Genomic DNA, 12724 nt, shown 5'->3' with positions numbered 1-12724 from the left:
ACGAGATGCTGTTTTGCTGCGTATGGATTACTACCGCCCCGCACCGGGTGCAAAGGAGTTACCTTGATTACACACATCAGCCCGCTTGGCTCTATGGATTTATTGTCGCAGCTGGAAGTAGACATGCTGAAGCGCACCGCCAGCAGCGACCTGTACCGCCTGTTTCGCAACTGTTCGCTGGCCGTGTTGAACTCCGGCAGCCAAACCGACAACAGCAAACAGCTGCTGTCGCGCTATGAAACCTTCGATATCAACGTGCTGCGCCGCGAGCGTGGCGTGAAGCTGGAGCTGGTCAATCCGCCGGAAGAGGCGTTCGTCGACGGCCGCATCATCCGTTCACTGCAGGCCAACCTGTTCGCCGTGTTGCGCGACATTCTGTTCGTGCACGGCCAAATCGCCAGCGCCGGCCGTTTCCAACACCTGAACCTGGAAAACTCGGCCCACATCACCAACCTGGTGTTCTCGATCCTGCGCAATGCGCGCACGCTGCATCTGGATGAGGATCCCAACATGGTGGTGTGCTGGGGCGGGCACTCGATCAACGAGAACGAATACCTGTACGCGCGTAAGGTCGGCAGCCAGCTGGGCCTGCGCGAGTTGAACATCTGCACCGGCTGCGGGCCGGGTGCCATGGAAGCGCCGATGAAAGGCGCGGCGGTCGGCCACGCGCAGCAGCGTTACCGCAACAGCCGCTTCATCGGCATGACCGAGCCGTCAATCATCGCCGCCGAGCCGCCTAACCCGCTGGTGAACGAGCTGGTGATCATGCCGGACATCGAAAAACGTCTGGAAGCGTTCGTGCGCATCGCGCACGGCATCATCATCTTCCCGGGCGGCGTCGGCACCGCCGAAGAGCTGCTGTACCTGCTGGGAATCCTGATGAACCCGGAGAACAGCGAGCAGGTGCTGCCGCTGATCCTGACCGGGCCAAAAGAGAGCGCCGATTACTTCCGCGTGCTGGACGAGTTCATCATGAACACGCTGGGCGACGCCGCGCGCCGTCACTACACCATCATCATCGACGATCCGGCGGAAGTGGCACGGCAGATGAAAAAAGCCATGCCGCTGGTGAAGGAGAACCGCCGCAACACCGGCGACGCCTACAGTTTCAACTGGTCGATCCGCATCGCGCCGGATCTGCAGCTGCCGTTCGAGCCGACCCACGAGAACATGGCGAACCTCAATCTGTATCCGAACCAGCCGCCGGAGCAATTGGCCGCCGCGCTGCGCCGCGCCTTCTCCGGCATCGTGGCCGGCAACGTGAAGGAAAACGGCATCCACGCCATTGAGCAGTTCGGCCCGTACAAGCTGCACGGCGAACCGCAGATGATGAAGCAGATGGACAGCCTGCTGCAGGGCTTTGTCGCCCAGCACCGCATGAAACTGCCGGGCAGCGCCTATGTGCCCTGCTACGAAATCGTCGCCTGACCCTCAATCCCGGGCGGCGTAACGGCCGCCCTGTTTTTTCTGACCTTGCCGCCCATGATGATACACCTACTGATTGTCGACGCCCTGAACCTCATCCGCCGCATTCACGCCGTACAGGGCTCCCCTTGCGTCAACGCCTGCCGCCACGCGCTGCAGCAGTTGCTTCAGCACAGCCGCCCGACCCACGCGGTGGCGGTATTTGACGAGGACGACCGCAGCGAAAGCTGGCGCCACCAAATTCTGCCGGACTACAAGGCCGGGCGCTCGCCGATGCCGGAAAACCTGCAACAGGAGATGCCGCAGCTGCGTGAAGCCTTCGCCGAACTGGGCGTCGCCAGCTGGCATTCACCCGGCAACGAGGCAGACGATCTGGCGGCCACGCTGGCGGCGAAGGTCGCCGGCGGCGGCCACCAGGTGACCATCGTCTCCACCGACAAAGGCTATTGCCAGCTGCTGGCGCCGAACGTACAGATCCGCGATTACTTCCAGAAACGCTGGTTGGATATGCCTTTCGTGCAGCAGGAATTCGGCGTGCAGCCGCAGCAACTGCCGGACTACTGGGGGTTAGCGGGGATCGGCAGCAGCAAGATCCCCGGCGTGGCCGGCATCGGGCCGAAAACCGCCGTGCTGCTGTTGCAGCAGTCGGGCAGTCTGGACGGGATCTATCAGCACCTGGAGCAGGTGCCGGAGAAATGGCGCGGCAAGCTGGAGCAGCACCGCGAGCTGGCCTACGTCAGCAAACACGTCGCCACGCTGCGCACCGATCTGTCGCTGGACGGCAACCTGCAGCAGCTGCGACTGCCGATACAATAAGGGCGCTGCAAGCAGCGCCCTTCATCAGGTTTAACGCGATTAATCGCGCTCGTCGCGGCGGCCCGGCACCGCCGACCACATGCGGCGCACGTGTACGGTGATCTCTTCGCGGTCGTGATACAGCTGTTTGGCGTGCACTTCAGCGCTGATGCCGGCGGCGCTCAGCGCTTCGCGGATGCTCATCAGGTTTTGCGACACTTCCTCGTAGCGTTTTTTCATCGGCAGTTTGAGGTTAAAGATCGCTTCGCGGCACCAGCCTTTCACCAGCCACTGAATCATCAGGCTGGTCACCTTCGCCGGTTTTTCCACCATGTCGCACACCAACCAATAGATCTTGCTGCTGTTCGGCTCGAACTTGAAGCCGTCGGCGCGGTGATGCGTCACCTGGCCGGTTTCCATCAGGCTCGGCGCCATCGGGCCATTATCCACCGAATGCACCATCATGCTGCGCTTCACCAGCTGATAGGTCCAGCCGCCCGGGCAGGCCCCCAGATCGACCGCATGCATGCCGCTGGCCAGGCGCTCGTCCCACTCGTCGGCGGGGATGAACACATGGAACGCTTCTTCCAGTTTCAGCGTCGAACGGCTCGGCGCATCGGCCGGGAAGCGCAGACGCGGAATACCCATGTAGAACGGCGAGTTGTTGTTGCTGTAGGAGTAACCGACATAGCAGCAGCCCGGCGCGATGAAGAACACGTGCACCACCGGGCGAGTCGGGTTCTCCCGCGCCATCAGCACCTTCTGCTCACGCATCGCGGCGCGCAGCGGCACCGTCAGCTTGCGGCAGAATTTCATCAGCTCTTTGCTTTCGTTGGTGTCCGGCACTTCCACCCGCAGCTCGCCGCCGCGATCAACCACGCCGATCAGCATGCCGACGATCGGCGATACCCGATCTTCCGGCGGCAGATCGCGCAGCAGCTCACCCACCACGAGCATTTGGCGGGCGAAAATCAGTTCGCGGAACGGAATCTCCCGCGCCAGGCGGTCGGCATCGTCCGGCTGATAGCATTCGAACAACACGTAACCGCTGTGCTCTTTTACCCGCGCAAAGCCGTAAATCTCCAGCTGGGCGGCTTTATCGGTGATCTCCGCCGCACACTCTTTTTCGAAGCCGGGGCGGCAGTACAACGCAATCTTATTCATGGCGCTCGGCCTTTTTCCTCAGACGCAAAGCGCCAATCAACATCAATATCCAGCCGATCAAGAAGCACACGCCGCCAACCGGCGTGATATATACCCAGACCTTCAGGTGCGACAGCGCCAGACAATAGAGGCTGCCGCTGAACAACACGGTGCCGAACGCCAACAGCGCTCCGCTCCAGTAAAACCACAGGCTCACGCGGCGCTGCATCGCGACCGCCAGCGCCAGGATGGCCAGGGTGTGGAACCCCTGATACTCCAGCCCGGTGCGGATCCAGGCCATTTCGTTGGCGCCCAGCGTGCCGCTTAACACATGCGCGCCGAATGCGCCCAGCGCGACAAACACAAAGCCGCTGATAGCGGCGAAAACCAGCATGGAACGGCTGCTCATCGTGATCTATCCCATTAAAAATCACCGGCCGCGGCAAGGCGGCGGCCGGCCTTATTGTTCGTAGCGGAAGCGGAACTTCTCTTGTTCGCTGGCGGCACGCGCCAGGATCCACTGCCGGAAGGCGGCTATTTTACCCAGTTCTGCCTGGCTGTCATGACATACCAGATAAAAAGCATTTTTACTGACCAACACATCGTTGAACGGGCACACCAGACGACCGGCTTCAATCTCGGTTTGCGCCATCACGTTGTTCACCAGCGCCACGCCCTGACCGTGCACCGCCGCCTGCACCACCATGGCGCTGTGGCTGAAGATTGGCCCCTGCTGCACGTTGATGTGCTGCAACCCCAGCTGGCGCGTATAGGCCAGCCAGTCGCGACGTGAAACGTCATGCAGCAGCGTATGATAAGCCAGATCGTCTGCGGTTTTCAGCGGATGATCGCCGGTCAGCAGGCTCGGCGAACAAACCGGCAGCAAATATTCCGCATACAGGCGCTCGGCGCGCAGCCCCGGCCAATTGCCGCGGCCATAGAAAATCGCCACGTCGACGTCGTCCGCCAGCTTGTCCTCTTCACGGTCCACCGCCTGGATGCGCACGTCGATGCCCGGATAAGCTGAGTTAAAGCCGGACAGACGCGGCACCAGCCACTGAATGGCGAAGCTCGGCGGCAAACTGACGGTCAATGCCCCCTTGGCGCTGCGCGCCTGCAGTTTGCGCGTCGCCTCGTTGATCGAAGAGAAGATCTCCTTGATATCAAGGTAGTAACTTTGCCCCTCTTCGGTCAGCAGCAGCGAGCGATTGCGCCGGCGAAACAGCTTCAGCCCGAGGAAGTCCTCCAGCGACTTGATCTGGTGGCTCACCGCGGCCTGAGTCACGAACAGCTCTTCCGCCGCCTTGGTGAAACTCAGGTGGCGAGCGGCCGCATCGAACACGCGCAGCGCATTGAGGGGAGGTAAGCGTTTAGACATTAAATTAGCTACTTTTGTGTAACATTAATCCGAATGATTCGGCGCCGAAAATCGGGCGGCTTTGTGTGGCAAGCCATGGACAAACGCTAACGGCGCATTGCCATTAGTTTTTTTAATCCGAGCCATTATAATTTGTCCGTTGAGGATGCGCCAGCAAATACCTATAGTGGCGGCACTTCCCGGGCCGGAACGAAAAGGGAGTGGGTGTCGAGGACGCCGATGAACTTTTGGCTTGTGGTTGTGATGTTGTGTTTGCAAATTGTCCGGCGATTCCGGACATGGTAGCTAGGCTACTGTTTTTTCACTTCCTGTACATTTACCCTGTCTGTCCATAGTGATTTTATGCAGCACCGCAAAACTTGCGGTGCTTTTTTTTTTGCCTGACGGTTACTGGTTGCTTTCAACCATCTCTTTCACATCGGCGCGGTTGATCTGCTGTTCGACGCCGTTGGCGTCTTTATAGCTGATCATGCCGGTATCGTTATCCACTTTAGGCTTGCCGTCAGCGACAATGGTGCGTCCGTCATTGGTATGCATCACGTAGTTGCTGGAACAGGCGGCCAGGGTGAACGTAAGCATCAGGGCAGAGAGAACTGCGGCTGTTTTCTTCATTGAGGACTCCTTTTTAGTTTTAAATGCTGATAAATACCTTTTATGCGTATAGATGCGATTAATAAGCGCACGTTTAATAGCATAACAAACTTTCCCAATTTTGCCAGGCGATAAGTCCTAATCGGCGCGAACGCTTGTCTCCGGCGGCAAAATAGGACAGGATCACCCATCGACTCAAGCCAGTGACAATCAGGGTATGACGCCTTTTAACCCCAGCCTTTTTCGCCAACAGTTTCCCGCGCTCGCGCAGGACGGCATCTATCTGGACAGCGCCGCCACCGCGTTGAAGCCGCAGGCGGTGATCGACGCCACGCAGCAGTTTTATCGCGACGACGCCGCCACCGTGCACCGCAGCCAGCATCGGGCGGCGCAGGATCTGACCGCCCGTTTCGAGCAGGCGCGCGGCCAGGTCGCGCAACTTATCCATGCGCCGTCGGCCGACGACATCGTCTGGACGCGCGGCACCACCGAGGCGATCAACCTGGTGGCGCAGAGTTATCTGCGTCCGCGTCTGCAGCCGGGGGATGAAATTCTGGTGAGCGAAGCGGAGCACCACGCCAACCTGATCCCCTGGCTGATGGTGGCGGATCAAACCGGCGCGCGGGTAGTGAAACTGCCGATCGGCGCCGACCGTCTGCCGGACCTGGCGCAGCTGCCCGCCCTGCTCAACGATAGAACCCGCCTGTTGGCGCTGGGGCAAATGTCCAACGTCACCGGCGGCTGCCCGGATCTGGCGCCGGCGATCGCGCTGGCCCATGCCGCCGGCGCGCGCGTGATGATCGACGGCGCACAGGGCGTGGTTCACGACCCGGCCGACGTACAGCGGCTCGATATCGATTTCTACGCCTTCTCCGGCCACAAACTGTATGGCCCGACCGGCATCGGCGCGCTGTACGGCAAATCCGAGCTGCTGGCGCAGATGGCGCCGTGGCAAGGAGGGGGAAAGATGTTGACCCAGGCGTCGTTCGACGGTTTTATCCCGCAAAAACCGCCGCACTGCTTCGAAGCCGGCACGCCAAACATCGCCGGCGTGCTGGGGTTGGCCGCCGCGCTCACCTGGCTTCGCGAACAGGACATGGCGGCGGCGGAGCGCTACAGTCGCGAGCTGGCGGATCGGGCAGAACAGCGGTTGGCGCAGCTGCCGGGCTTTCGCAGCTTCCGCAGTTCCGGTTCCAGCCTGCTGGCGTTCGATATCGCCGGCGTACACCACAGCGACATCGTCACGCTGCTGGCGGAGCAAGGCATTGCGCTGCGCGCCGGCCAGCACTGCGCGCAGCCGCTGATGGCGGCGTTAGGCGTCAGCGGTACGTTGCGCGCGTCGTTCGCCCCCTACAATACTCAACAGGACGTCGATACGCTGGTCAGCGCGTTGACCCACGCCCTCGACCTGCTGGCCGACTGACTTGATTCCCGGAGACGCTATGCTCGCCCCCCATCCTTTTGGCCGAGAGATCACCGCCGAAGCGTTAATCGCCACCTTCAGCGCGCTGAAACAGTGGGAAGACCGCTACCGACAACTGATTATGCTCGCAAAACGGCTGCCGTCGCTGCCGGAGGCCTTGCGCAGTGAAGAAATGGCGTTAAGCGGGTGTGAAAACCGCGTCTGGTTGGGGCACCAGTTGCTGGAAGACGGCACGCTGCACTTTTATGGCGACAGCGAAGGCCGCATCGTGCGTGGCCTGTTGGCGGTGCTGCTGACCGAAGTGGAAGGGAAAACGCCGCAGCAGATCGCCGAATTGGATCCGCTGGCGCTGTTCGACCGCCTGGCGCTGCGCGCTCAGCTGAGCGCCACTCGCGCCAGCGGGCTGGCGGCGTTAGCCGCCGCCGTGCAGGCGATCGCCGCCCGTTACGCCTGACGCGCCGCCTTCGCCACCATCTTTTTCAGCGCGTGCGACACGGCGACGAAGCCGAAGGTGGCGGTGACCATGGTCGCCGCGCCGAAACCTGCGCTGCAATCCATTCTTTTCGGCCCTTCCGCCGTGCTGCGCGAAGCGCATACCGAACCGTCCGGCTGCGGATAAACCAGCGGCTCGCTGGAAAAGACGCAGTCGATGCCCAGCTTGCCCTTGCCGTTTTTCACCACGTTAAAATCGTGCTTCAGCCGCTCGCGCAGTTTGGCGGCCAGCGGATCCTGAATGGTTTTCGCCAGATCGGCCACTTCGATTTTGGTCGGATCTATCTGCCCGCCGGCGCCGCCGGTGGTCACCACCGGGATCTTGAAGCGACGGCAGTATGACAGCAGCGCCGCTTTCGGCCGCACGCTGTCGATCGCGTCGATGACGTAGCTGAAGTTATGGTCCAGCAGCTCGGCGACGTTGCCCGGGGTAATGAAATCGTCAATGCAGGTCACCCGGCATTCCGGGTTGATCGCCAGGATACGCTCCGCCATTACCTCGGTTTTCGATTGCCCGACGTGCTGGCGCAGCGCGTGGATCTGACGGTTGGTATTGGTGACGCAAACATCATCCATGTCGATCAGAGTGATGGCGCCGATGCCGGTGCGCGCCAGCGCCTCAGCCGCCCAGGAACCCACGCCGCCGATGCCGATCACGCAGACGTGCGCCTGCGCGAACACCGCCAGCGCCTGCTGGCCGTATAACCGCGCCGTGCCGCCGAAACGCTGCAGATAGGCTTCCGAATAAGCTGTGCTCATAACGCTTTAATTACCTTCGTAATGCAAATGATAAGGGCCGGAAAATCCGGCCCTTGCGGGTCAATCTTTTCACGCCGTGCGCGTTTAGCGGGTGACCAGCAACGAGCCGCCGCCGTTTGACTGATTGGCGCTGAACAGCTGGCCGCCGCCGTTGTTCTTCAGCACCCAGACGCGGCCATAGTGGTTGTAGTACCCCGCCGAGTGGCCGGCTTCCGGCCCGATGCCCTGATACATGTCAAAATGCTGGCCCTTGATGGCGCCGCCCACGTCGAGCGCGACCATCAGACGCATCTCGTATTTTCCCGTGAATTTACCCTTGTTGTCCAGCAGCGGCACTTCGGCCAGCAGCGTGGTGCCTGCCGGGATCAGCGAACGGTCGGAGGCCACCGACGCTTTGGCGATCAGCGGCACCGCGCTGGCGCCTTTCACCGGCGCAAAAGCTTCCGGGCGGAAGAACACGAACGACGGGTTCTGCTCCAGCAGCTCGCGCACCTCTGCGGCGCTGTGGGTATCCGCCCACTGACGGATCGCCTGCATCGACATGTCCGCCTTGGCCACTTCACCGCGATCGATCAGCACTTTGCCGATGCTGCGGTAGGCGTGGCCGTTCTTGCCGCCGTAGCCGAAGAACACCAGCGGCTGACCGTTGCCGTAGTCGACGTAGCCGCTGCCCTGGACTTCCATCATGAAGTTGTCCATCAGCGAGTTGGTGTAAGCGATGATATAGCGATCGTCGAGCGCGCCAGAATAAATGCCCGCGCGATCCGGCAAGCGGCCCCTACCCTTCGGCGGCATGCGGTACAGCGGATAACGGAACTCGCCCTGTTGGGTATAGCGCGCCTGCACCACCGGCGTGTAGTAGCCGGTAAACTGCACGTTGCCATAATTGTCGACGCCTTCCATCTGGTAAGCGCTGAGGCCGTACTGGCTCAGCATGCGCGTGTCGGCGCCGGACGCCATCCAGTTTTGCACCGCCTGATAGGTGCTGTTGTTGCGGTTAAACAGCGAAGGCGACGCGTACTTGATCTCCATCAGCTGATCCGAATAATCCTTGGCGTTGACCGGCGAACCTTTGGCGTTGGGCTGATTGACCAGCTCCAGCGATTGATCCAGACGGCCGTCCTTATATTGCTGACCCCGATCGGTCGGCTTGGACGAACAGCCCGCCAATACCGCCACCATCAACCCGCCCAGCAGGTATTTGCCCCAACGTCCTTTCATCGCGCACACTCTCAAACTGATATGATCTACCGGCTGAACGATAACAAACGCTCATTGATAAAGGAATCGCTGCAAATAAAAAAAGCCGCACGGAGGATGGTGATGAAAAAGAAGGCAAATTGCGGGCAAATTCAGCAGAAAAACGGGTTTAGGCCAATAAAATGCAAAAAGGGTTTGCAACAAAACGCATGGAGAGTATAGTGCGCATCCATCGGACGCGGGGTGGAGCAGCCTGGTAGCTCGTCGGGCTCATAACCCGAAGGTCGTCGGTTCAAATCCGGCCCCCGCAACCAACCGATGCCGCAGTGGCGGTATTTTGCGTTTGGGTTCGATAACAAAGTATTACACGGACGCGGGGTGGAGCAGCCTGGTAGCTCGTCGGGCTCATAACCCGAAGGTCGTCGGTTCAAATCCGGCCCCCGCAACCAACCGAATGCCGTACCAGCGGCATATCATGAACGGTGGTTTCGTCGTAATACCGCATCAAGACGGACGCGGGGTGGAGCAGCCTGGTAGCTCGTCGGGCTCATAACCCGAAGGTCGTCGGTTCAAATCCGGCCCCCGCAACCAACTCTTGATGACAACAGATAAGCACCCTGACGGGTGTTTTTTTGTATCTGCAATCCGCAAAAACAGCCGGACTTGCGCCCGGCCCTGCCGCTATCGGCTCGCTAACGCGCCGCCGTTGGCGAAATAAGCCTTGATGCCCGCCAGAATCGACTCCGCCACCTGCTGCTGGAAATGGCTGGTGCGCAGCTTGCGCTCCTCTTCAATATTGCTGATAAACGCCGTTTCCACCAGGATCGACGGGATATCCGGCGCCTTCAACACCGCAAAACCGGCCTGATCGACGCGATTCTTGTGCAACCGGTTGATTTTACCCATCCGGTTCAGCACTTCCTTGCCGAACTTCAGGCTATCGTTGATGGTTGCGGTCTGGATCAAATCGAACATGGTGTGGTCGAGATAGCGGTCGCCGCTCTTGCTGACGCCGCCGATTTGGTCCGAGGCGTTCTGCGTCTGCGCCAGGAACTTGGCCGCCGAGCTGGTGGCGCCTTTGGTGGACAACGCGAACACCGATGACCCGCGCGCGGCGCGGCTGGTGAAGGCGTCGGCGTGAATCGAAACGAACAGATCGGCGCGCTGCTTGCGCGCCTTGGCGACGCGTACCTTGAGCGGGATAAACACGTCTTCATTGCGCGTCATGAACACCTTCATGTTCGGCTCGCGCTTGATCATGGCGCTCAGCTTGCGGGCAATCTGCAGCACGATGTCTTTCTCGCGCGTCTTATACTTGCCGATCGCACCGGGATCTTCGCCCCCGTGGCCAGGATCCAGCATGATGACGATCGGCCGATCGCGCCCCGCCTTGCCGGCCTGCGGCGCTTCGGACGGCAGCGTGCGCTCCAGATCGCCTTTGTTGTAATCTTCCAGTAACGCCAGTAGCGGATCATACTCCTCGCCGCCGCTGCCGCCTTTGGTCGGGTAGAGATCCATCACCAGACGGTTGCGATACTCCGGCACCGGCGCCAGCGAGAACATGTGCGGGCTGACGCTTTGCTTGAGCTCCAGCACCAGCCGCACGGTATTCTGATCGAACTGGCCGACGCGCGCCTGCTTGAGATAAGGATCGTCGGCGCGCACCTGCCCGGCGATGCCCTTCAGCACGCTGTTGAGATGCACGCCTTCGATATCCACCACCACGCGATCGGGATTGGTCAGGGCGAACTGCTTGTATTTCAGTTCGACGTTGGATTCCAGCGTGACGCGGGTATAAGTGGAGGACGGCCAGACGCGCACGGCAATCACGTGCGATGACGCGGCGAAGCCCGTGCGACTCACACTCAGCAACCAGCTGGCGGCAACGCCCTGTAATAAACGACGGCGGCCCAGATTGTGATTAGCGTTTGGCATGCGGCTCCGGCAGTAATAACTGTTTACAACAGATGAAAAAAACACCAATGACTTGGGAATGCCGAAAACTTTAACCAATCATTCCAGCCCTGTCATCAGAAAATCTTTTTATGGTTTTTCAATTTATTAACGATTTAGCGCCCTTAGCTCGCTCTTCATGACGATTTCCCACTTGCCATTGGCGCAATAAAAGAATAAAAATACAAAAATATCGTATAAATATGCAAAGAGGTTTGCCCGTGAAGGAACGTAGTACAGAGCTGGTGCAAGGATTCCGTCACTCCGTCCCCTATATCAACGCCCACCGCGGCAAGACGTTTGTCATCATGCTCGGTGGGGAAGCCATCGAACACGAGAATTTTTCCAACATCGTCAATGATATCGGGCTGCTGCATAGCCTGGGCATTCGCCTGGTGGTGGTTTACGGCGCACGGCCGCAGATCGACGCCAATCTGGCGCAGCACAACTATGAACCGATCTACCACAAGCATACGCGCGTGACCGACGCCCATACGCTTGAGTTGGTCAAGCAGGCGGCCGGTTTATTGCAGCTGGACATCACCGCCCGGCTGTCGATGAGCCTCAACAACACGCCGCTGCAGGGCGCGCACATTAACGTGGTCAGCGGCAACTTCATCATCGCGCAGCCGCTGGGCGTCGATGACGGCATCGACTACTGCCACAGCGGCCGCATTCGCCGCATCGATGAAGAAGCGATCCATCGTCAGCTCGACAGCAACGCCATCGTGCTGATCGGCCCGGTCGCCGTCTCGGTGACCGGCGAGAGCTTCAACCTGACTTCGGAGGAAGTCGCGACTCAGCTGGCGATCAAACTGAAAGCGGAAAAAATGATCGGTTTCTGCTCCTCGCAGGGCGTGACCGACGCGGAAGGCAACATCCTTTCCGAGCTGTTCCCTAACGACGCGCAAAAGCGTCTTGAAGAGCTGGAGGAAGGCGGTGATTACCATTCCGGCACCGTGCGCTTCCTGCGCGGCGCGGTGAAAGGCTGCCGCAGCGGCGTGCGCCGCAGCCACCTGATCAGCTATCAGGAGGACGGCGCGCTGGTGCAAGAACTGTTCTCACGCGACGGCATCGGCACCCAAATCGTGATGGAGAGCGCCGAACAGGTGCGCCGGGCGACGATCAACGACATCGGCGGTATTCTGGAGCTCATCCGGCCGCTCGAACAGCAGGGTATTCTGGTGCGCCGTTCGCGTGAACAGCTGGAGATGGAGATCGACAAGTTCACCATTATCGAACGCGATAACCTGACCATCGCCTGCGCGGCGCTGTACCCGTTCCCGGAGGAAAAAATCGGCGAGATGGCCTGCGTGGCGGTGCATCCCGATTACCGCAGCTCTTCGCGCGGCGAGATGCTGCTGCAGCGGGTAGAAAATCAGGCGCGGCAGATGGGATTGAAGAAGCTGTTCGTGCTGACCACCCGCAGCATCCACTGGTTCCAGGAGCGTGGCTTCACCCCGGCGGAGGTCGACGTACTACCGATGCAGAAACAGGCGTTGTACAACTACCAACGCCGCTCCAAAATTCTGCTGGCGGATCTGTAATCCCTGTGGGCGCGGCCG

Annotated in this window: 12 protein-coding genes and 3 tRNA genes; 8 read left to right on the top strand and 7 right to left on the bottom strand. The window is 60.2% G+C overall.

Features of this window, described 5'->3' with window-relative positions:
- The first annotated feature begins 63 nt into the window (after positions 1-63).
- On the top strand, positions 64-1428 hold the full coding sequence (ppnN, locus tag HWW83_RS14930) for a nucleotide 5'-monophosphate nucleosidase PpnN (RefSeq protein ID WP_019455737.1): 1365 nt from the start codon (positions 64-66) through the stop codon (positions 1426-1428).
- Between the two features lie 54 nt (positions 1429-1482).
- Positions 1483-2241: a flap endonuclease Xni gene (gene xni / locus HWW83_RS14925; protein WP_060660313.1), complete on the top strand. Its 759-nt coding sequence runs from the start codon at positions 1483-1485 to the stop codon at positions 2239-2241.
- A gap of 39 nt (positions 2242-2280) precedes the next feature.
- On the opposite strand, the gene rlmM is transcribed toward xni, so the two are convergent.
- From rlmM to HWW83_RS14905, 4 genes are all read right to left on the bottom strand, one after another.
- Positions 2281-3384: a 23S rRNA (cytidine(2498)-2'-O)-methyltransferase RlmM gene (rlmM, locus tag HWW83_RS14920; protein ID WP_033652492.1), complete on the bottom strand. Its 1104-nt coding sequence runs from the start codon at positions 3382-3384 to the stop codon at positions 2281-2283.
- A complete protein-coding gene (locus tag HWW83_RS14915) occupies positions 3377-3772 on the bottom strand; it encodes a DUF423 domain-containing protein (RefSeq protein WP_004931896.1) in 396 nt (131 codons plus the stop codon). The genes rlmM and HWW83_RS14915 overlap by 8 nt, the downstream gene beginning before the upstream one ends.
- A 51-nt stretch (positions 3773-3823) precedes the next feature.
- Positions 3824-4741 carry a transcriptional regulator GcvA gene (locus HWW83_RS14910; RefSeq protein ID WP_004931894.1) on the bottom strand — a complete coding sequence of 306 codons (918 nt, stop codon included), beginning with the start codon at positions 4739-4741 and terminating at the stop codon, positions 3824-3826.
- 387 nt (positions 4742-5128) lie between these two features.
- Positions 5129-5353, bottom strand: coding sequence for a YgdI/YgdR family lipoprotein (locus HWW83_RS14905; protein WP_025304050.1), 225 nt, complete (start codon positions 5351-5353; stop codon positions 5129-5131).
- A gap of 196 nt (positions 5354-5549) precedes the next feature.
- Between HWW83_RS14905 and csdA the strand changes: the two genes are divergently transcribed.
- A complete protein-coding gene (csdA, locus tag HWW83_RS14900; protein ID WP_042785270.1) occupies positions 5550-6755 on the top strand; it encodes a cysteine desulfurase CsdA in 1206 nt (401 codons plus the stop codon).
- A gap of 19 nt (positions 6756-6774) precedes the next feature.
- Positions 6775-7209: a cysteine desulfurase sulfur acceptor subunit CsdE gene (gene csdE / locus HWW83_RS14895; RefSeq protein ID WP_046687719.1), complete on the top strand. Its 435-nt coding sequence runs from the start codon at positions 6775-6777 to the stop codon at positions 7207-7209.
- Here csdE and tcdA read toward each other — a convergent pair.
- Together tcdA and mltA are read right to left on the bottom strand one after the other, a co-directional pair.
- A complete protein-coding gene (tcdA, locus tag HWW83_RS14890; RefSeq protein ID WP_176589393.1) occupies positions 7200-8006 on the bottom strand; it encodes a tRNA cyclic N6-threonylcarbamoyladenosine(37) synthase TcdA in 807 nt (268 codons plus the stop codon). The two genes, csdE and tcdA, sit on opposite strands and share 10 nt — an antisense overlap.
- 84 nt (positions 8007-8090) lie before the next feature.
- Positions 8091-9227 carry a murein transglycosylase A gene (gene mltA / locus HWW83_RS14885; RefSeq protein WP_033644860.1) on the bottom strand — a complete coding sequence of 379 codons (1137 nt, stop codon included), beginning with the start codon at positions 9225-9227 and terminating at the stop codon, positions 8091-8093.
- A gap of 216 nt (positions 9228-9443) precedes the next feature.
- Here mltA and HWW83_RS14880 point away from each other — a divergent pair.
- The 3 genes from HWW83_RS14880 (at position 9444) to HWW83_RS14870 (ending at position 9797) form a co-directional block, all read left to right on the top strand.
- Positions 9444-9520: transfer RNA gene (locus HWW83_RS14880), tRNA-Met, on the top strand.
- A gap of 58 nt (positions 9521-9578) precedes the next feature.
- Positions 9579-9655, top strand: a tRNA-Met gene (locus HWW83_RS14875).
- A 65-nt stretch (positions 9656-9720) separates the two neighbouring features.
- A tRNA-Met gene (locus HWW83_RS14870) sits at positions 9721-9797 on the top strand.
- A 90-nt stretch (positions 9798-9887) separates the two neighbouring features.
- Here the strand turns inward: HWW83_RS14870 and amiC are convergent.
- Complete coding sequence (amiC, locus tag HWW83_RS14865) at positions 9888-11141, bottom strand: N-acetylmuramoyl-L-alanine amidase AmiC (protein ID WP_176589392.1); 1254 nt, start codon at positions 11139-11141, stop codon at positions 9888-9890.
- Between the two features lie 239 nt (positions 11142-11380).
- Between amiC and argA the strand changes: the two genes are divergently transcribed.
- Positions 11381-12706, top strand: a complete 1326-nt coding sequence (gene argA, locus HWW83_RS14860; protein WP_015378910.1) for an amino-acid N-acetyltransferase — start codon at positions 11381-11383, stop codon at positions 12704-12706.
- Positions 12707-12724: the final 18 nt, after the last annotated feature.

Origin of the sequence: Serratia ureilytica, assembly GCF_013375155.1 — a bacterium.
GTDB lineage: Bacteria > Pseudomonadota > Gammaproteobacteria > Enterobacterales > Enterobacteriaceae > Serratia > Serratia ureilytica.
Note: the sequence above shows the minus strand (reverse complement) of the source record. Positions and strands in the feature narration are given on the sequence as shown.

Coding starts and splice junctions, on each gene's coding strand:
- xni (WP_060660313.1), top strand. CDS start 1,483: ATGATGATACACCTACTGATTGTCGACGCCCTGAACCTCATCCGCCGC.
- HWW83_RS14915 (WP_004931896.1), bottom strand. CDS start 3,772: ATGAGCAGCCGTTCCATGCTGGTTTTCGCCGCTATCAGCGGCTTTGTG.
- amiC (WP_176589392.1), bottom strand. CDS start 11,141: ATGCCAAACGCTAATCACAATCTGGGCCGCCGTCGTTTATTACAGGGC.
- HWW83_RS14910 (WP_004931894.1), bottom strand. CDS start 4,741: ATGTCTAAACGCTTACCTCCCCTCAATGCGCTGCGCGTGTTCGATGCG.
- tcdA (WP_176589393.1), bottom strand. CDS start 8,006: ATGAGCACAGCTTATTCGGAAGCCTATCTGCAGCGTTTCGGCGGCACG.
- csdA (WP_042785270.1), top strand. CDS start 5,550: ATGACGCCTTTTAACCCCAGCCTTTTTCGCCAACAGTTTCCCGCGCTC.
- rlmM (WP_033652492.1), bottom strand. CDS start 3,384: ATGAATAAGATTGCGTTGTACTGCCGCCCCGGCTTCGAAAAAGAGTGT.
- mltA (WP_033644860.1), bottom strand. CDS start 9,227: ATGAAAGGACGTTGGGGCAAATACCTGCTGGGCGGGTTGATGGTGGCG.
- csdE (WP_046687719.1), top strand. CDS start 6,775: ATGCTCGCCCCCCATCCTTTTGGCCGAGAGATCACCGCCGAAGCGTTA.
- HWW83_RS14905 (WP_025304050.1), bottom strand. CDS start 5,353: ATGAAGAAAACAGCCGCAGTTCTCTCTGCCCTGATGCTTACGTTCACC.